Source organism: Shinella sp. CPCC 101442 (genome assembly GCF_024704725.1).
In the GTDB taxonomy this organism is placed as follows: Bacteria; Pseudomonadota; Alphaproteobacteria; order Rhizobiales; family Rhizobiaceae; genus Shinella.
On record NZ_JALIQS010000005.1, the window covers coordinates 74,637 to 92,711 of the forward strand.

Annotated in this window: 14 protein-coding genes; 4 read left to right on the top strand and 10 right to left on the bottom strand. The window is 63.4% G+C overall.

The window, feature by feature from the left end:
• Positions 1 to 57 precede the first annotated feature (57 nt).
• Positions 58 to 945: a UTP--glucose-1-phosphate uridylyltransferase GalU gene (gene galU, locus MUO32_RS19395; protein ID WP_257950036.1), complete on the top strand. Its 888-nt coding sequence runs from the start codon at positions 58 to 60 to the stop codon at positions 943 to 945.
• Here the strand turns inward: galU and MUO32_RS19400 are convergent, their stop codons facing one another.
• On the bottom strand, positions 946 to 2,427 hold the full coding sequence (locus MUO32_RS19400; protein WP_257950037.1) for an outer membrane beta-barrel protein: 1,482 nt from the start codon (positions 2,425 to 2,427) through the stop codon (positions 946 to 948).
• A gap of 149 nt (positions 2,428 to 2,576) precedes the next feature.
• Between MUO32_RS19400 and MUO32_RS19405 the strand changes: the two genes are divergently transcribed.
• Positions 2,577 to 3,572, top strand: coding sequence for an SIS domain-containing protein (locus MUO32_RS19405; RefSeq protein WP_257950038.1), 996 nt, complete (start codon positions 2,577 to 2,579; stop codon positions 3,570 to 3,572).
• A 3-nt stretch (positions 3,573 to 3,575) separates the two neighbouring features.
• Here the strand turns inward: MUO32_RS19405 and MUO32_RS19410 are convergent, their stop codons facing one another.
• From MUO32_RS19410 to MUO32_RS19450, 9 genes are all read right to left on the bottom strand, one after another.
• Complete coding sequence (locus MUO32_RS19410; protein ID WP_257950039.1) at positions 3,576 to 4,034, bottom strand: NfeD family protein; 459 nt, start codon at positions 4,032 to 4,034, stop codon at positions 3,576 to 3,578.
• Positions 4,035 to 4,036: 2 nt separating this feature from the next.
• A complete protein-coding gene (locus tag MUO32_RS19415) occupies positions 4,037 to 5,071 on the bottom strand; it encodes an SPFH domain-containing protein (RefSeq protein WP_257950040.1) in 1,035 nt (344 codons plus the stop codon).
• 95 nt (positions 5,072 to 5,166) lie between these two features.
• On the bottom strand, positions 5,167 to 6,198 hold the full coding sequence (gene hemH / locus MUO32_RS19420; RefSeq protein WP_257950041.1) for a ferrochelatase: 1,032 nt from the start codon (positions 6,196 to 6,198) through the stop codon (positions 5,167 to 5,169).
• A 150-nt stretch (positions 6,199 to 6,348) separates the two neighbouring features.
• Positions 6,349 to 8,307, bottom strand: coding sequence for a 5'-nucleotidase C-terminal domain-containing protein (locus MUO32_RS19425; RefSeq protein WP_257950042.1), 1,959 nt, complete (start codon positions 8,305 to 8,307; stop codon positions 6,349 to 6,351).
• A 211-nt stretch (positions 8,308 to 8,518) separates the two neighbouring features.
• Positions 8,519 to 8,893, bottom strand: coding sequence for an outer membrane lipoprotein Omp10 (omp10, locus tag MUO32_RS19430; RefSeq protein ID WP_257950043.1), 375 nt, complete (start codon positions 8,891 to 8,893; stop codon positions 8,519 to 8,521).
• 170 nt (positions 8,894 to 9,063) lie between these two features.
• Entirely contained in the window at positions 9,064 to 10,515 is a 1,452-nt protein-coding gene (locus MUO32_RS19435; RefSeq protein WP_257950044.1) for a homospermidine synthase, read from the bottom strand.
• 160 nt (positions 10,516 to 10,675) lie between these two features.
• Complete coding sequence (locus MUO32_RS19440) at positions 10,676 to 11,296, bottom strand: aminotransferase class IV family protein (protein WP_257950045.1); 621 nt, start codon at positions 11,294 to 11,296, stop codon at positions 10,676 to 10,678.
• A complete protein-coding gene (locus MUO32_RS19445) occupies positions 11,281 to 12,438 on the bottom strand; it encodes an aminodeoxychorismate synthase component I (protein ID WP_257950046.1) in 1,158 nt (385 codons plus the stop codon). Before MUO32_RS19445 ends, MUO32_RS19440 begins: the two co-directional genes overlap by 16 nt.
• Positions 12,439 to 12,456: 18 nt before the next feature.
• Positions 12,457 to 14,310, bottom strand: coding sequence for a M3 family oligoendopeptidase (locus tag MUO32_RS19450; protein WP_257950047.1), 1,854 nt, complete (start codon positions 14,308 to 14,310; stop codon positions 12,457 to 12,459).
• 165 nt (positions 14,311 to 14,475) lie between these two features.
• Between MUO32_RS19450 and MUO32_RS19455 the strand changes: the two genes are divergently transcribed.
• Together MUO32_RS19455 and MUO32_RS19460 are read left to right on the top strand one after the other, a co-directional pair.
• The gene (locus tag MUO32_RS19455; protein ID WP_257950048.1) at positions 14,476 to 16,014 is read left to right on the top strand and encodes a sigma-54 dependent transcriptional regulator; all 1,539 of its coding nucleotides are present in this window, start codon (positions 14,476 to 14,478) and stop codon (positions 16,012 to 16,014) included.
• 175 nt (positions 16,015 to 16,189) lie between these two features.
• Entirely contained in the window at positions 16,190 to 18,007 is a 1,818-nt protein-coding gene (locus MUO32_RS19460) for a DUF882 domain-containing protein (protein ID WP_374708692.1), read from the top strand.
• Positions 18,008 to 18,075: the final 68 nt, after the last annotated feature.

Genomic DNA, 18,075 nt, shown 5'->3' on the forward strand with positions numbered 1-18,075 from the left:
CTAATTCCACACATATGGACCCCGGCCATGAAGGCGACGGGCTCGAAGAGGTGAAGAATGTCGCAGACACGTAAGGTTCGCAAAGCAGTGTTTCCAGTGGCCGGTCTCGGCACCCGCTTCCTTCCCGCCACCAAGGCCGTGCCGAAGGAAATGCTGACCGTCGTGGACAAGCCGGTCATCCAGTACGTCGTCGACGAGGCGATGGATGCCGGGATCGAACATCTCATCTTCGTCACCGGCCGCTCCAAGGCGGTCATCGAGGACTATTTCGACATCCAGGTCGAGCTGGAGCAGACGCTGCGCCAGCGCAACAAGACGGCCGAGCTGACGCTGCTGGAAAGCATCCTTCCGGTCGCGGGTTCGACGAGCTTCACCCGCCAACAGGAGCCGCTCGGTCTCGGCCATGCCGTCTGGTGTGCCCGCGAACTCGTCGGCAACGAACCTTTCGCGCTGTTGCTGCCGGACATGATCATGAAGGCCGAGAAAGGCTGTATGAAGGGCATGGTCGAGCTTTTCGAGCATAGCGGTGCAAACGTCATCGCGGTGGAAGAATGTGCGCCCGATCAGGCGCATAAATACGGTATCGTCGGCGTCGGCGACAAGGTCGGCGATGGTTTCGCCATTACCAAGATGGTCGAGAAGCCGGCGCCAGGCACTGCGCCCTCCAACTTCTTCATCAACGGCCGCTACATCCTCCAGCCGGAGATCTTCCCGATTCTTGCCAATCAGGAACGCGGCGCCGGCAACGAGATCCAGCTGACGGATGCCATGGTGCGGCTTGCCAATGACCAGCAGTTCGCCGCCTATCACTTCCGCGGCGAGACCTATGACTGTGGCGCCAAGGACGGCTTCATTCTTGCCAATATCGCCTTTGCGCTGGCGCGCGCCGATATCCGCCCGTCCGTCGAAGGTCCGTTGCGCGAGCTCGTCGCCAGCCTGAAATAATCAGCGGCGCAGAACCAGGCCGATGCCGGCGCGCGTGACGCCGGTGTCGGATGCGTTTGCCTGGCGCGTCAGCTCGTAGGAGACGTCGCCGGTCATGGCGAGCCAGCGATTGATGTTCCATGTCAGACCGGTGCCGACGAGATAGATGTTCTGGTCGGGACCCAGGGCTGCCGGCAGGTTGCGCCACGTATAGGCGGCGCTGAGGCGGGCGACGAGATTGTCGCGCAGTTCATGCGTCAGTTCGGCATTGGCCGCATAGCTCACATAGCCGCTCTGGCCGCCAGCCGTCGACGGTTCGATCTGCGTCTGCAGGCCGAGCCTGAGATCCGTGCCGCGTTGCGGCGACCAGAAGACGGAGCCGTCGACCGTCAGGGCGCGGATTGCGTCGAGGTCGTTGTCGTCGAAGGAGGCCTGTTCGTAACCGACGCCGAGATCGCCACGCAGTTTTTCGCCGAGGTCCACCTCCACGCCTGCCCGGCCGCCCAGCGTCGTAGCCGACCGTTCGTAGCCGAGCGGATCGGTCTTGTCGTCATAGAACGAGCGTCCGACGGAGGCTTCCAGATAGGGAATGAGGGCGGGGGAAAGTTCGTAACCGATGCGACCCGTCACGGTCGCTTCGGTATAGTTGCGGTAGGAAAGGTCGAGCTTGCTGCCGTTGCTGAGCGTCGCAGAACCATAGGTGCGGCGCTCGATTTCGGTGCCGAGCGTGCCGCGGATGAGACCGAAATCGCGCGTGACGCGCGCGCCGCCCGTCAGGGTCTGCACGCCGGACTGGGCGCTGGCCCCGTCGACGGCGTTGGGCTCGCTCGAGCTTTCCCGCTCGAAGGCGTACCCGCCGGTAATATTGACGATCGTATCGTCGCTGAGGTCGAGCCTGAGGTCACCGTTGATGCGCAACTGCGGCTCGGTTTCGCCGGTGCCGCTGAGATTGCGCTGATAGATACCGTCGGCATCGATGGTGAGCTGGTGACGCGACCAGTCCGACGTCAGCGAACCCCGGATGCCGGTCTGCGAGAAGGCGCGGCTCGTCGAGGTGCTGCCGGTGCGGTTTCGCTCGTAGCCGAGGCCCTGCGTCAGGGAGGGCTTGAGTACGAAGGTGCCGAGGCGGATGCCGGTCGGCTCATAGGGATCGTCGTCGGGGCTGCGCACATTGTCGATGGTCCCCTCCGCCAGGTTCAGGCGCTCGGCTTCCGGATCGGTGCGCCGGATCGCTCCGGTCAGATCGTCGTCGGCCACCTCGGCCTGCTGGTCGGCGGAAAGCACAGGCTGCGCCGGCGTCGCGTCCGCGGCTGTGACGTTCGTGGCCGTGCCCGTCTGGGTCGGGAGCGGGGTGCTGAAAGTATCGGCGGTGCCGGTGCCCGTCGCATCCTGGGCAAGGGCGGGCATGGCTGCAAGCATCGTCCCGGCGAGCAGAAGCCCGGCGAGACGCCGCGACTGGCGGGACAGGGCTGTCCCGCGATCCATTCCGTGTACCTCTGCCATGATTGCGGCCTGCGATCTTTCCGAATTTCCTAAGCGAACGTAAACCGTTGTGGTTAACGCTTGGTTGAGACGGTGCAGATTCACCTGCCGTAACGGGCTGCCTTCATTCGTGCATGGACAATGATAGACAAACGGTCTAACGAGGCCGAATGATCAAGAGACAGGCAAAAGTTGACGGCAACGGCGCTATCGCGTCCGCAATCCGCACCGTCGAAACCGAAAAAGCCGGGCTTGTTGCCCTTTCGGCTGCGCTCCAGGGCGGGCTTTACGACGCGTTCTGCGAGGCGGTGCGCTTGATCGGCGATATCAGCGGGCGCGTCGTGGTGACCGGCATCGGCAAGTCCGGCCATATCGGCGCGAAGATCGCGGCGACCTTCGCCTCGACCGGAACCCCGTCCTTCTTCGTGCATCCCGTCGAAGCCAATCATGGCGATCTCGGCATGATCGCGCGCGACGACGTCATCCTTGCCATGTCGTGGAGCGGCGAAAGCGCGGAGCTTCAGGGCATCATCAACTATTCCCGCCGCTTCCAGATCCCGCTGATCGCCATCACCTCCGGCGAACGCTCGGCGCTGGCGCGCGAGGCGGACACGCTTCTGTTGCTGCCGAAGGAACAGGAAGCCTGCCCGCATGGCCTTGCGCCGACGACGTCAACGCTGATGCAGCTTGCGCTCGGCGATGCGCTTGCGGTTGCCCTGCTGGAAGCCCGCGGCTTCAGTGCGACGGATTTCAAGACCTTCCACCCCGGCGGCAAGCTGGGGGCGAGCCTCTCGCATGTCGGCGATATCATGCACAGCGGCGAGAACATGCCGTTGGTGGCTCTCGGCACGTCAATGCCGGATGCCGTCATGACGCTGGCCCAGAAGCGTTACGGCTGCGTCGGTGTCGTCAACGAGGAAGGCATCCTCGTCGGCATCGTCACGGACGGCGATATCGCGCGCAACCTGACGCGCAACCTCGCCGAACTTGACGTCGACGACGTGATGACGCGCAATCCCAAGACGGTGAAGCCCGCGACGCTGGCGACATCGGCTCTCGGCCTGCTCAACCAGCACAACATTTCCGCGCTGCTTGTCACCGACGAGGCGTTCCGCCCCGTCGGGGTCGTGCACTTCCACGACCTGCTCAGGATCGGCGTCGCCTGATCCCTATAGCGGCTCGACCGTGAGATCGCGGCCATTGCTGGCCGTGACCCGCACGCGCGTGCCAACCGGCAGGTCCGGGCCCTGAACGCTCCACATCGTATCGTCGAGACGGATACGGCCGCGCCCTTCGGCGATCGGCTGCTCCAGCGTCGCCGTCCGCCCGACAAGGCTCTGGCCGCGCTGGTTGAGATGCGGCTGGTCGGAGGTTTGGCCGCGCGTGCTGACGATGCGCCGGCCAACGAGAGCGGCGACCAGCGACAGGACCGCGAAGACCAGCCACTGCGCCTGCCACGTCCAGAATGCCGCGTCCCACAGCAGCAGCGAGAGCGCGCCGGTGACAATCGCCGCAATGCCGATCCAGACGAGGAAGACGCCGGGCATCAGCACTTCGAGGATCAGGAGCACGATACCGAGCACCCACCAGGCCCAGGGGCCGAGTTCCGTGACGATGCGCTGGATCATGCTCAGCTTCCCTGCGGCGTATCGAACGGATTGCGGAAGGCGGGCGTTGACGCGGTGGTCGTCGTCGCCGACGTCGTCTGGCGGGCACGGGGCGTGTTTACGGGCTGTGCGGAGCCACCGTCACCAAACACCTCCCGCGCGATGGCGCCGATACCGCCGAGCGAGCCGACCAGCGCGGAGGCTTCCATCGGCATCAGCACGATCTTCGAGTTCGGCGCCTTGCCGATTGCCGCCATGGCTTCGGTGTATTTCTGCGCGACGAAATAGTTGATCGCCTGCACATTGCCGGCGGCGATGGCTTCCGACACCATCTTCGTCGCCTTGGCTTCGGCTTCGGCAAGACGCTCGCGGGCTTCGGCGTCGCGGAACGCGGCTTCGCGCTGGCCTTCGGCCTCGAGGATCGCGGATTGCTTGGCACCTTCGGCGCGCAGAATCTGCGCGTTGCGCGCACCTTCCGCCTCCAGAACCTGCGCACGCTTTTCGCGCTCGGCCTTCATCTGCCGGCCCATCGAATCGACGAGATCCTTCGGCGGTGCGATGTCCTTGATCTCGACGCGGGTGATCTTGATACCCCAGGGATTGGCGGCCTCGTCGACGACGCGCAGCAGCTTGTCGTTGATCACATCGCGGTTGGACAGAAGCTCGTCGAGATCCATCGAGCCCATGACCGAGCGGATGTTGGTCATGGTGAGGTTGAGGATGGCGTTTTCGAGATTGGCGACCTGATAGGCCGCCTGGGCCGGGTTCAGAACCTGATAGAAGGCGACGCCATCGGCCGCGACGCTCGCATTGTCGCGGGTGATGACTTCCTGCGTCGGGATGTCGAGCACCTGCTCCATCACGTTCATCTTCGCGCCGATGCGGTCGATGAACGGGACGATGAGGTTGAGGCCGGGTTCAAGGGTGCGCGTGTAGCGACCGAAGCGCTCCACCGTGTACTGATAACCCTGCGGGATGGTTTTGATCCCGGCAAAGAGGATGAGGATGACAAGCACCACGAGGGCGATGACGACGATATCCAGTCCGGCCAGTTCCATATTCTTTCTCCCGAGCAATCAACAGTGCGGCGCCACTTTAAGGAATACGGCCCGCGACGCCAGTCTATTTGGATGGGAGAAGGATTTATCCCGGCTCAGATCCAGCCGGCGAGTTCGCGGCGCACGACCTTCTCCAGCACGGCCATGCCCTCGGGGCTGTCGTTCAGGCAGGGAATGTGGGCGAATTTCTCGCCGCCATTGTGCAGGAAACTTTCCGCCGCCTGTTCGGCGATCTCTTCCAGCGTTTCAAGACAATCGGAAACGAAGCCGGGATTGAGCACGGCGATGCGCTTGATGCCGTCCTGCGCGAGCTTTTCGACCGTCTTGTCGGTATAGGGTTGCAACCACTCCTCAGGTCCGAAGCGGGACTGGAAGGTGATCATCAGCTTTTCTTCAGACCAGCCGAGCCGTTCGCGCAACAGGCGCGCGGTCTTCTGGCACTGGCAATAATAGGGGTCGCCCTTCTCGAAATAGCTCTGCGGAATGCCGTGGAAGGAGGTCAGCACGCGCTCGGGCTCCCAGTCGAGCGTCGCCAGATGCTTTTCGATGGAGACGGCGAGCGCGTCGATATAGGTCGGATCGTCGTGATAGGGCGGCACGGTGCGCAGCGCCGGCTGCCAGCGCTGCTTGAGCAGGAATTCGAAAGCCTTGTCGTTGACGGTCGCCGTCGTCGCTGCCGCATATTGCGGATAGAGCGGGAAGATGAGGATGCGCTCGCAGCCCTGCTTCTGGAGGTACTCCATGCGCGAGGCGATCGACGGCTGGCCGTAGCGCATGGCCCAGTCGACGACGACGTGGGCATGCTCGGCAAGCGAGGCCGCCATCAACTCTGCCTGGCTGCGGGTATAGGTGCGCAGGTAGCTTTCGTTCCTGTCCTTGTTCCAGATCGTCTCATAGGCCTTGCCGACCTTGCCGGGGCGCGTGTTGAGAACGATGCCGAACAGGATCGGATACCAGGCGATCTTCGGCCATTCGATGACGCGCTTGTCCGTCAGGAATTCCTTCAGGTAACGCCGCATGGACGTATAGTCGGTCCCGTCGGGCGTGCCGAGATTGACGAGCAGGACGCCGACCTTGCCGTGCTTGACGGGTGGATGGCTGGCGGGCTTGGCGGTGATGTCCTGCATGTCTCGGTCCAGTGCGTGCGGTTGGCGTTCGGTGTTCTTCTACGCGGCGAGGGGCCGTCCGGTTCGGAATGGTTCTAAAAAGAAATGCCGGCCCGGGATAGTCCGGGCCGGCAGAAATAGTGGAGACAAATTGTCCTTATTTCACCGAGCCTACTTCGCGGGGATGGACAGCTCGTTGCCGACGCGAAGAGCGCGGGGACGTGGATTGCCGTTGGCCTCCGCAATCTTGCGCCACAGCGTGCCGTCGCCATAGGCGGCCCTGGCGAGATCCCACAGCGTGTCGCCACGCGCGATGACGTGTTTTCCGCCGGCCATGACGGCAGACGCGGCCGTCTCGGTTGCCGTGGCCCCCTCCGTCGGCTTTGCAACTGTTTCGGTGGATGTCTCGGGTTTGGCTTCGGTCGTCGTTACCGTGCCGGAAGCAGCGTCACCCGTTGTTGCAGCCCCCTCCGTCGCCGGTTTTGCCTCGGTGCTGGTTGCGGTGTCGGCCGTTGCCGGCGCGGTGGCGGCGACCTCGGTGATGCGGCCATCGGTATAGGGCTTGTAGGGCTGGTGCGCGGCGAGATAGTCGGCGACGACCAGTTCGAGGTTCGGGCCGAAGTCATAGGCGTTCTGGCCGGATTTCGCGAAGACCGAATAGCCGTCGCCGCCCGAGCGCATGTAGTTGTTGGAGGCGACGCCGTAGGTCTTGTTCGGATCGAGTGGCACGAAGGCATCGCCCTCCTTCACCTCGACGGAAACGACGCGGCTGCCGGCCGGCTTCGACTTGTCGAAGGAATATTTCAGTCCGGATACCTGCGGGAAGCGGCCGGCGCCCTCCTCGATCTGGCTGAGGCCGTTTTCGAGCGCGGCGACGAGGTCGGAGCCCTTGAGCTGGAACGTGGCAACCGTGTTCTGGAAGGGCAGGACCGAGAGCACTTCCCCCATCGAGACCGGACCGCCATCGATGGAGGCGCGCAGGCCGCCGCCATTGGTGATCGCGATGGCGATGCCCTGGTCCTTGGTACGGTCGAGGATCGCATCGGTCACGAGGTTGCCCATGCTGCATTCGGCGGTGCGGCACACTTCGCGCGAGCCGTCGATCGGGGCCGCACTTTCGGCGACGATCTTGTTCTTCAACTCCTCGATTGGACCGGAAAGTTCCTTGATGCGGGCGAGCACGGCCTCGTCCGGCTTGATGGAATTGTCGATCAGGATCGGCTCGCCGGAGGCTTCCTTCACCACGCCGGCATCGTCGAAGACGACCTTCAGATTGCCGAGATACTTGCTGTAGGCGCCGGCCTGCACGACGGGCACCTTGTAGCCGCCGGGGTTGTCGACCAGCGTCGGGTAGGGGCCTTCCGCCTTGTCCGAGGTGTTGGAGAGGAACGTGTTGGTGTGGCCGCCGACGACCACGTCGACATCGGGAATCTTGGCGATGGCTGCGAGATCGCGCGGATAGCCGACATGGGTGAGTGCTATGATCTTGTCGACGCCTTGCTTCTTCAATTCGGTGACGGCGGCGGTGATGTCGGCGACGTCGTTGCCGATCAGCACGTTCGGGCCGGGCGAGGACAGTTCCGGCGTGTCGTTGGCGACCGCCCCGACGATCCCGATCTTCTGGCCGCCCTGGTCGAGCACGATGAAGGGCTTGATGCGGTCGCCGAGCTTCGAGCCGGCACCGGCGGCGACGTTGGCGGTGACGACCGGGAACTGGATCTTGTCGAGGAAGGTCGCAAGGCCGTCCTCGCTGTCGTCGAATTCATGGTTGCCGACGGTCATGGCGTCGAATTTCATGAGGTTGAGGAACTCCGCTTCCGCAGCGCCCTTGTAGGTCGTGTAGAAGAGCGAGCCCTGGAAATTGTCGCCGGCATTGAGGAGAAGCACGTTCTTGCCCGTCAGCGCCTCGCGCTGGGCGTCGATCGCGGCCTTCAGGCGTGCCACGCCGCCGAAGCATTCGCCCTTGCCTTCCTCTTCGTCCGAGCAGGTCGAATCGAACTTGTTAATCGCCTCGATGCGCGAATGCAGGTCGTTGATGTGCAGGATGTTCAGCTCGTAATCGGCAAATGCCGAGCCGCTGGAGAGTGCGATGATGGAGGCGGCGAGAAAGCCGGATCGGAAAATCGTCATGGTCCTCATCTCCTTGTTTGTGCCCGCGCCAAAGGCACGGGAGGGCTGCCCACTTCTTTTCTAGAACGCAAGCATGACAGCCGGCCGGTCGAATGGTTTCACCGGTTGCGGGCAACTTCAAGGGAAAAGACGGATACCGAAACCCGGGAGTGTTCATCGCTGAAACGAAAAAAGGGCCTTGCGGCCCTTTCGTCGGATATGTGCCTCACCTTTACGCGCGGCGGGCGAGCGAGAACTGCGCACCTTCGGCGGTCGTGCAGTTCAGCTGGCGCTGGCTGACGAGGGCGCAATTGACCTTGGACTGGGTGTTTCGCACCAGCGAGGTCATGTTGATTTCGACCAGCGTCGGGGAGGTGTTGATATAGGTGCCGGAGGCCAGAAGCTGGTTGGTGTCCGTCGTGCGCGTCGAGAACGTGCCGGCCTGGAAGGTGGAAACGATGCCGTTCGGATCGACCCAGGCGCCCTCGACGCCTGTCTGCTGCACGGGCTGCTGGGCGGCGGGCAGGCCACTCGGCGCGCGGTCGCTTTGGCAGGCGGAAAGTGCAACGGCGGCGGCCAGCAGGCTGAGGACTGTGATCGGCTTCATAGGGGTCTCCAGGGTCACGGCGGCAAACCGCCCGTCCAATTCGGCAAACCATGCCGCGAAGAGCCCGTGAAAGCAAGATACGCATGGTCGCGAGCGGGCATTATCCCATTGAAAGCGAAGACGCCCGCGGTTTGGCCGCGGGCGTCTGGCAATCTGTTTTACGGTCTGGTTCAGCGAACGAGGATGTTCTTGAACTGCCACGGATCCTTCGTGTCGAGGTCTTCGGGGAAGAGGCCCGGGCGACCGTCGAGCGGGGTCCAGTCGGTGTAGTGGCCTTCGACCGGGCCGAGATACGGCGTCTGCACTTCGAGGCAACGCTTGTAATCGACCTCGTCGGCTTCGACGATGCCGGCCTTCGGGTTTTCCAGCGCCCAGACCATGCCGGCGAGCACGGCGGAGGTTACCTGCAGGCCGGTCGCGTTCTGGTAGGGGGCGATGCGGCGGGTTTCTTCCAGCGACAGGCGCGAACCGTACCAGTAGGCGTTCTTGTCGTGGCCGTAGAGCAGCACGCCGAGTTCATCGACGCCGTCGACCAGCTCGTTCTCGTCGAGAACGTGCAGCACCGGCTGCTGGTTTCCGCCATTGCCGAACATTTCATGCAGCGACAGCACCGCGTCGTTGGCCGGATGGTACGCATAGTGGCAGGTCGGGCGATAGGTGACGTCGCCGTCCTTGTCGCGCACCGTGAAGAAGTCGGCAATCGAGATCGACTCGTTGTGGGTGACGAGGAAACCGTATTGCGGGCCGGGGGTCGGGCACCAGGAGCGCACGCGCGTGTTGGCGCCGGGCTGCTCGAGATAGATGCCGGCCTTGCAGCCCTTCTTGTGCTTCTTGGCGTTCTTCGGCATCCACTCTTCGTGCGTGCCCCAGCCGAGTTCCGCCGGCTGCAGGCCTTCCGAGATGAAGCCTTCGACCGACCAGGTGTTCCAGAAGGTGTTGAACGGCTTGGGGTTCTTGGTGCGCTGCGTGTCGCGCTCGGCGATGTGCACGCCCTTGACGCCGACCTTCTTCATCAGCTTCGCCCAGCCTTCGCGGTCATCCTGCGCGGGCTCTTCGAACTTGACGTCGAGGTCCTTGGCGAGGTTCACCAGCGCCTGCTTGACGAACCAGGAGACCATGCCGGGATTGGCGCCGCAGGTGGAAACCGCCGTCGTGCCGCCCGGGTTCTTGTCCTTCTCCTTGCGCAGCGTTTCACGCAGCGCATAGTTCGTGCGGTCGGCGTTCTTCATGCCCTTGTCGAAATAGAAGCCGAGCCAGGGCTCGATGACCGTATCGATATAGAGCGTGTCGAGCTTGCGGCAGAACTTGATCAGATCGACCGAACCGGTATCGACGGAGAGGTTGACGCAGAACGCCTGGCCGCCGCCTTCGGTGAGAAGCGGCTTCAGCAGGTCCTTGTAGTTGTCCTTGGTGACATGCGACTTGATGTGGCGCACGCCATGGCGGGCGTAGATTTCCGCGTCGGCGGCATCTTCGCGCGGCTCGATGACGATCAGCCGGTTCCGGTCATACTTGAAGTGGCGCTCGATCAGCGGGAGCGTGCCGCGCCCGATGGAGCCGAAGCCAATCATCACGATCGGGCCGGTGATTTCGCCATATACCGGATAGGTGCTGTCTGCCATTTGGGTCTCCTGCGGACGGCCGCTTTGCGCTAAAAATCGGGGCTTTGTGGCGCCCCATAGCATAATGGCAGCGCTAGAGCACAGATTTCTGTCACAATAAAGGGAAAGCACGGTTTTCTGCGGTGATATTCTTAACCGCGTTAACCGCCCGCAATGCGCGCTACGAGAGGGTGCCGCGGATGAGCCCGCGCAACGAATTGCCGATGAAGATTTTTCCGCCAGAAAGGTCTTCCGGCCGCAGCACCGCTTCGACCGCCTTGCCGTTTTCCAGCAGGTCGGCGCGCAGCACGCCGGCAAGCAGGCCGGCAGCGAGCGGCGGCGTCTTCAGGATGCCGGCGCCGTCATCGAGGAAAAGCGAGGTGATCGTACCCTCGCAGAGTTCGCCGCGTTCGTTGAGAAGGATCACCTCGTCGGCCTCGCCTGCCGGGAACTCCGCGCGCGCCGCGACATAGGGCGCGCGGCGTGAGGTTTTGTGGCGCAGCAGCGGGTCGGTGGAGGCGAGGCGAGTTTCGGCAATCTTCAGCCGCCAGATCGCATCGGCGGCGAGTGGAGTGAAGGCGGCCGCCTGCACCTCGATCCGGCCATCTGGAAAAAGCTCCAGCCGGATGCGCAGCGGCGTGTTGGAATCGGGAAGTGCGGCGCGCAAGGCATCTTCGGCCTTTTCAGCGCCCGTCAGTCCGCACAATGCCGCCGAATGCGTCAGCCGCGCCAGATGCCGCTCCAGTCGTACGAAGCCGATGCCGGGCTCCCAGCGCAGGGTCTCGATCAGCGAGAAATCCATTGATCCCCCACGGCAAAGCGGGCCTTCAGCAGGCACTCGTCATATTCCGCCTCGGCGGTGGAATCGAAAACGATGCCGCCGCCGACATTGAAAACGGCCTCTCCATGCTCGAAAATCGAGATCGTGCGGATGGCGACGTTGAAGCGCATGGTGCCATTAGGGGCGATCATGCCGATGGCGCCGCAATAGGCATCGCGCGGGCCGTCCTCCAGGTCGTGCAGGATCTTCATGGCGCTCATCTTGGGCGCCCCGGTGATCGAGCCGCAGGGGAAGAGGGCAGCGAAAATGTCGCGGATGGAGATGTCCGGCAGAAGTTTCGCCCTGACATGGCTCACCATCTGGTGCACGGTCGGATAGGTCTCGACGGCGAAAAGCTTCGGCACATGCAACGTACCCACCTCGGTGATGCGGGAGATATCGTTGCGCAGGAGGTCGACGATCATCCGGTTTTCCGCCTGCGACTTCGGATCGGCCTGCATGGCGGCGATGATGTCTGCGTCCTCGGCCGCATTCGCCCCGCGCGCGGCTGTGCCCTTCATCGGATGCGTCTCGATCCAGCCGTCCTTGTCGATATCGAAGAACAGTTCCGGCGAGCGGGAAAGAAGGAGAGGGCCGTCGAGCGAAACGAAGGCGCCGTAGCGCACCGGCTGGCGCTCGATCAGCGACCAGAAGGCGGCGAGCGGGTCGCCGGTCCAGCGGGCGCGGATCGGCATGGTGAGGTTCGCCTGGTAACAATCGCCCTGGCGAAGATGCTGGTGCAGGCGCTTGAAGCGACCGCGGTAGGTTTCGAAATCCCAGTGGGCTTTCGGCTCGGTGAGAAAAGGCTCGTTCTCCGTGCGCTGGCGCGGTTTTGCCAGCGGATGGCCGTCCGCCGGCTTTTCGAAGATGCCGAAGCTCATGAGCGGCGTGGGGCGGTTTTCCTCAGCGAAGGGCGCCAGTTTCTCCTCGAAGAGATGGCCGGCCTCATAGCTCATGAAGCCGGCGATCCAGTGACCCTTGTCATGGGCGGCCTGCAGCGCTGCGAAGGCCGGCTCGAAGCCGGCGCGGTCGCGCACGGTGATGACCGCGATCGGATCGGCGAAAACCACCGTCCGGTCCTCGCGGTCGTCCCTGAGGAGCACAAAGCGTTCGCGGTCGGTCATGCGGGCATCCGGCTTCTTTTAAGAGGAGGCCTTATCAAGCGCTTCCAGCTCGTCGATCAGCCCCTCGATCATCGACAGTCCCTTGCTCCAGAACGACGGATCGCTGGCATCGAGGCCGAAGGGCTCCAGGAGTTCCGAGTGATGCTTCGTGCCGCCGGCCCGGAGCAGGTCGAAATACTTCGCCTGGAAGCCGGCTTCGGCTTGGCTGTAGACGGCATAGAGCGAGTTGACCAGGCAATCGCCGAAGGCATAGGCGTAGACATAGAAGGGCGAGTGGATGAAGTGAGGGATATAGGCCCAATAGGTCTCGTAGCCCTCGGAAATGCGAATCGCAGGCCCCAGGCTTTCGCCTTGCACGGACAGCCAGAGCTCGCCGATCTGCTCGGCGGTCAGCTCGCCTTCCTTGCGGGCGGTGTGCAGCTTGCGCTCGAATTCGTAGAAGGCGATCTGGCGCACGACCGTGTTGATCATGTCCTCGACCTTCTGGGCGAGCATGGCCTTGCGCTCGCGCTTGTCCTTCGTCTTGTCGAGCAGGCTGCGGAAGGTCAGCATCTCGCCGAAGACGGAAGCGGTTTCGGCCAGCGTCAGCGGTGTGGAGGCCATCAGCGCGCCCTGGCCGCCGGCGAGCACCTGATGCACGCCATGGCCAAGCTCGTGGGCGAGCGTCATCACGTCGCGCGGCTTGCCCATGTAGTTGACGAGCACATAGGGATGCGCCGAGGGAACGGTCGGATGCGCGAAGGCGCCCGGCGCCTTGCCGGGGCGCACCGGCGCGTCGATCCAGCCCTTGTCGAAGAATTCCTTGGCGATGCCGGCCATTTCGGGCGCGAAGGCGCCGTAGGCCGAGAGCACGGTATCGCGCGCCTCATTCCACGGGATGATCGCATCGGGTGTCTCGGGAAGGGGCGCATTGCGGTCCCAGAACTCCATCTGCTCCATTCCGAGCCACTTCGCCTTCATCGCATAATAGCGGTGCGAGAGGCGCGGATAGGCTTCGCGCACGGCTGCGGCGAGTGCGGCGACCACTTCCGGCTCGACGCGGTTGGCGAGATGCCGGCTGTCGGCGATATCCTCGAACCCGCGCCAGCGGTCGGAGATTTCCTTGTCCTTGGCGAGCGTGTTGGTGATCAGCGAGAAGGTGCGGATGTTCTCCTGAAAGGTCTTCGCCAGCGCTTCCGCAGCTTTGCGACGGGCGTCCCGGTCCGGCGACTGCAACTGGTTGAGGGCGATTTCGAGCGGCAGTTCCTCGCCGTCGATCGTATAGCGCAGCGACGCCATGGTTTCGTCGAACAGGCGGTTCCAGGCGGCAGCCCCGGTCATCGATTTTTCGAGGAAGAGCTGTTCGGTCTTGTCGTCGAGCTGGTAGGGCTTGTCCTTGCGCAGGTCCTCGATCCACGGGCGGTAATGCGCCGCCAGGGCGTCGTTCACAAGCGCCGCTTCGATGCGTTCGTCGGCTATCCTGTTGAGTTCAAGCGAGAAAAACAGGAGATGCGCGCCGAGATCGGTCAGCTTGGCCTGCACGTCGCCGTAGAACTTGCCGTTGGCAGGCTCGGTCGTGTTGGTGAAATAGGTGAGGCCGGCAAAGGAGATGAGGCGGCCCATCACGTCTTCCAGCGCCTCGAATTCCTTGACGGCCGCGCCGATGCCCTCGTCGCCGGCCTTTTCCGTGGCGGCGTCGAGCTTGCCCTTCCATCTCGCCTCGAAGGCAAGTGAATCAGCCTCGGCCTTCTTCATGTCGCCCTGGAATTCCGGGGAAGCCTGCGAGGGATAGAGATCGCCAAGGTTCCAGCCGGGAAGGTCGCCCAGTTCGGTGCTCGCGGCGGCTTCCGCCGGGGCGAAGGTGATCCGGGGTGCGGGGAAATTACGGGTCATTTCTATCTCTCTTCCTGGATGGGCAGATCGGCCCCTTGCTTGCGTCGGCGTTGGTTAAAATGCAAGCCTTTCTCAAAACGGCATGTTCAACCCTTTCTGCCAAGGTCCGCTGGTGTTCAGTTCCCTTGGGCGTGCATGACGCATGCCTTCGGCAAGGAGGTTCCAGTGACGGCCCATATTCTTGTCATCGACGATGATCCTGTCCAGCGCAGGCTGTTGAAGAACATGATCGAGCGCTCCGGCCATGTCGCCCATATGGCGGAAAACGGCCGCGCCGGCCTCGACATGCTCGATCGCAAGGGCGGTCTGATCAATGTGATCCTGCTCGACCTGATGATGCCGGAAATGAACGGTTCGGCCTTCCTCGACGCGCTCGCCGAGCGCGAGAACACGATCCCCGTGATCGTGCAGACGGGGCAGGGCGGCATCGAGACCGTCGTCATGGCCATGCGCGCCGGTGCCTTCGATTTCGTGGTGAAGCCGGTTTCGCCCGAACGCCTCGGCGTTGCCATCGGCAATGCGCTGAAGGTCGACCAGCGCGAGGGCCGCAGCCGCAGCGGACGCCGCGGGCGTAGCGAAACCGTGCAGTTCGACGATATCGTCTCGGCCAGCCCCGAAATGCTGCGCGTCATCGAGCTCGGCCGCCGCGCCGCCCAGTCGAACATTCCCGTCGTGCTGGAAGGCGAATCGGGCGTCGGCAAGGAAATGGTCGCCCGCGCCATCCAGGCCGGCAGCGACCGGGCGCACAAGCCCTTCGTCACCGTCAACTGCGGCGCTATCCCGCACAATCTCGTCGAAAGCATCCTGTTCGGTCACGAGAAGGGCGCCTTCACGGGGGCGACGGAGCGCCATACCGGCAAATTCATGGAGGCGGACGGCGGCACGCTGTTCCTCGACGAGATCGGAGATCTGCCGCTCGAAGTGCAGGTAAAGCTCCTGCGCGCCGTGCAGCAGGGCGAGATCGAGACGATCGGCGCGCGCTTCCCGCAGAAGGTCGATGTGCGCCTGATCTCGGCGACCAACCGCGACCTCATCAACGAGGTGCGCGAGGGCCGCTTCCGCGAAGACCTCTACTACCGTCTCAACGTGTTCCCGATCACCATTCCGGCGCTGCGCAAACGCAAGGAGGACATTCCGGTCCTGGTGCGCGCCTTTGTGCAGCGTTTTGCCGGCGAACAGAAACTCGCCCGCCCGCTCAGCGTTTCCGCAGGCGCCATGGCGCTTCTGACGGCCTATGACTGGCCGGGCAATATTCGCCAGCTCGAAAACGCCATCTTCCGCGCGGTCGTGCTTTCCGAGGGGGCGGAGCTCAATGCCGCCGATTTCCCGCAGATCGCCGCACAGGTGCCGGGTTATGGCCTTGCCGAAGACGGCGCGGTCACCTGGGAGGCGGCAACCGCGCGAAGCTCGGACCTGTCGAGCGATGCGCGCCTGCCGAGTGTCTATCCGGATTTCCGGCCGAACGAATCAGCTTCGGCTGATGTCCATGGCGCGTCGGACAACGCCATTCCGAGCGTCGACAAGGGCGGTCACGTGCGCAAACTCGCCGATGTGGAGGAGGAACTCATCCGCTTTGCCTTGAAATTCTATCATGGCCAGATGAGCCAGGTTGCCCGAAAATTGGGCATCGGCCGCTCGACTCTCTACCGGAAACTGAAGGATTACGGCATCGATCCGGACAATCCGTTGAAGGAAGCTGCGTAAAAACCGTTGGAATCCCGGCCGCTTGAGATTTCCTGATTGCCGTTTATTCCCTGTTAGTGGATTGTTCACTATAACGGGTGCGCGGTGAAGAGTGTGGCGGATTTGCCATGCTCTCACCGCAATTGATAGGCATCTGGAAAAACGGACGTTCGTTGTCCTTCGGACGGGGAAAGAGTTGGCAAATTTGTTCGCATCGATGAAGCGCCCGGGGATCGCCCTTGGCAGCCTCTGCAAAACAGTGTTGCAAAAGCTGCCCAAGGCTTTGACCACGGCTGTGCTCTCTGCTGCCCTCATTCTCCCGACGGCCATTCCCGCGACGGTTCAGGCCGAGAGCGGCAACCGTACGCTCAAGCTCTATTTCATCCACACCAAGGAAAAGGCCGAGATCACCTTCAAGCGCAACGGTCGTTTCGACCAGCGCGGCCTGAAGCAGCTCAACACGTTCCTGCGCGACTGGCGCCGCAACGAGCCGACGCGCATGGATCCGCGTCTTTTCGATCTGGTATGGGAAGTCTACCAGAAGGTCGGCGGCACGGGTTACATCAACGTCGTCTCCGCCTATCGCTCGCCGGCGACGAACGGCATGTTGCGTTCGCGCTCCAAGGGCGTCGCCAAGAAAAGCCAGCACATGCTCGGCAAGGCGATGGATTTCTATATTCCCGGCGTAAAGCTTGCGAACCTGCGCGCCGCCGCAATGAAGTTCCAGGTCGGCGGTGTCGGCTTCTATCCGACCTCCGGGTCTCCTTTCGTGCATCTCGACGTCGGCAGCGTGCGCGCCTGGCCGCGCATGAGCCGCCAGGAACTCGTTCGCCTGTTTCCCGACGGCAAGACCATGCATGTTCCGACGGACGGCAAGCCGTTGCCGGGCTACCAGCAAGCCGTGGCAGACTACAAGCGCCGCGTCGGTTCTGACGCCATCCAGGTTGCCGGTGGCGGTTCCACGCCGACCGCTTCCAAGCGGAAGGGCGGCTTCCTGGCTGCGCTCTTCGGTGGCGGCGGCGACGAGGATGAAGAACCCGAAATGATCGCGAGCAGCAAGGTCACGATCGCCGACGCCTTCGATGAGGGCGGTGAATCGGGTGGCAAGCCGGCGAAGGCCGTTGCCGAAGAAAAGCCGGTTGCGGCGGAAGCCGAAACCGAGCTTGCCTTCAACGCGCCGGTTCCGGGCAGCCGTCCCGCCTTCAAGGCGGCCGAGACGGCCAGCGAGCTTGCTCTTGTCGCTCCGACGACGAGCGGCGCCGTCGCCGCCCTCGAAGCGGCAACGACGACCGAAGAGCAGAAGCCCGAATTCGAAGACCTGTCGGCTTACAAGGTCCCGCTGCCTGTCATGCTCGGCGCCCGCACCCAGGCTGGCGATGCGCAGCCCGGCGAGACGATGACCGCGGCCGTTGCCACCGCTGCGGCGGAGACTGACGTTGCAACGGCTGAAGGCGGCGAGGAGTTGGCCATGGTGCCGGTCCCGGGCCTTCGCCCGCAGGTCGAACTCGACCAGTCGCAGACCGCCCTCATGGCCGCGGCCGAGGCCAGGGTCGCGCTTCCCTCGTCTGCCGACCGCTCGGGGCTTGCGGCTCTCGCCGATCCGACGACGGGTGACGATCAGGGCAATCCGGTCGAGATGGCCGCGCTGGTTTCCAATAATACCGGTGGCACGCGTTCGCTGGCAGGTGTCGATGCGTTCGACGGCGTGCCGGTCGAGGAGACGCCGTCGAAGGGCGGACGCCCGAAGAAGAAGGATGCCGATGCCGCAAGCCGTGGCGCGATTCGCACCGAGCCGAAGCTGACGCAGAAGATTATTTCCAGGTGGGCGCTCGAGCAGGGCAATATGGCGACGCTCTCCAAGCCGGTCAAAGCACCGCGCTTCGTGAGCCGGAAGCTGCGCGCTGCGCCGACGACCGTCTACATGGCCGGCTTCCAGTCGCAGGGCAAGTCGATCGATGCCGGCCGCTTCAGCGGCACTGCGGTCAACTTCATGGAAGTCCGCAAGTTCGACTGAACTGAATGACAGATATCAAAAAAGCCCGCCGGATCGCTCCGGCGGGCTTTTTCTATGGGCTGTGCTGA

Excerpts from the sequence above, each read along its gene's own strand:
- galU (WP_257950036.1), top strand. The coding sequence starts at position 58 with ATGTCGCAGACACGTAAGGTTCGCAAAGCAGTGTTTCCAGTGGCCGGT.
- MUO32_RS19400 (WP_257950037.1), bottom strand. The coding sequence starts at position 2,427 with ATGGCAGAGGTACACGGAATGGATCGCGGGACAGCCCTGTCCCGCCAG.
- MUO32_RS19405 (WP_257950038.1), top strand. The coding sequence starts at position 2,577 with ATGATCAAGAGACAGGCAAAAGTTGACGGCAACGGCGCTATCGCGTCC.
- MUO32_RS19410 (WP_257950039.1), bottom strand. The coding sequence starts at position 4,034 with ATGATCCAGCGCATCGTCACGGAACTCGGCCCCTGGGCCTGGTGGGTG.
- MUO32_RS19415 (WP_257950040.1), bottom strand. The coding sequence starts at position 5,071 with ATGGAACTGGCCGGACTGGATATCGTCGTCATCGCCCTCGTGGTGCTT.
- hemH (WP_257950041.1), bottom strand. The coding sequence starts at position 6,198 with ATGCAGGACATCACCGCCAAGCCCGCCAGCCATCCACCCGTCAAGCAC.
- MUO32_RS19425 (WP_257950042.1), bottom strand. The coding sequence starts at position 8,307 with ATGACGATTTTCCGATCCGGCTTTCTCGCCGCCTCCATCATCGCACTC.
- omp10 (WP_257950043.1), bottom strand. The coding sequence starts at position 8,893 with ATGAAGCCGATCACAGTCCTCAGCCTGCTGGCCGCCGCCGTTGCACTT.
- MUO32_RS19435 (WP_257950044.1), bottom strand. The coding sequence starts at position 10,515 with ATGGCAGACAGCACCTATCCGGTATATGGCGAAATCACCGGCCCGATC.
- MUO32_RS19440 (WP_257950045.1), bottom strand. The coding sequence starts at position 11,296 with ATGGATTTCTCGCTGATCGAGACCCTGCGCTGGGAGCCCGGCATCGGC.
- MUO32_RS19445 (WP_257950046.1), bottom strand. The coding sequence starts at position 12,438 with ATGACCGACCGCGAACGCTTTGTGCTCCTCAGGGACGACCGCGAGGAC.
- MUO32_RS19450 (WP_257950047.1), bottom strand. The coding sequence starts at position 14,310 with ATGACCCGTAATTTCCCCGCACCCCGGATCACCTTCGCCCCGGCGGAA.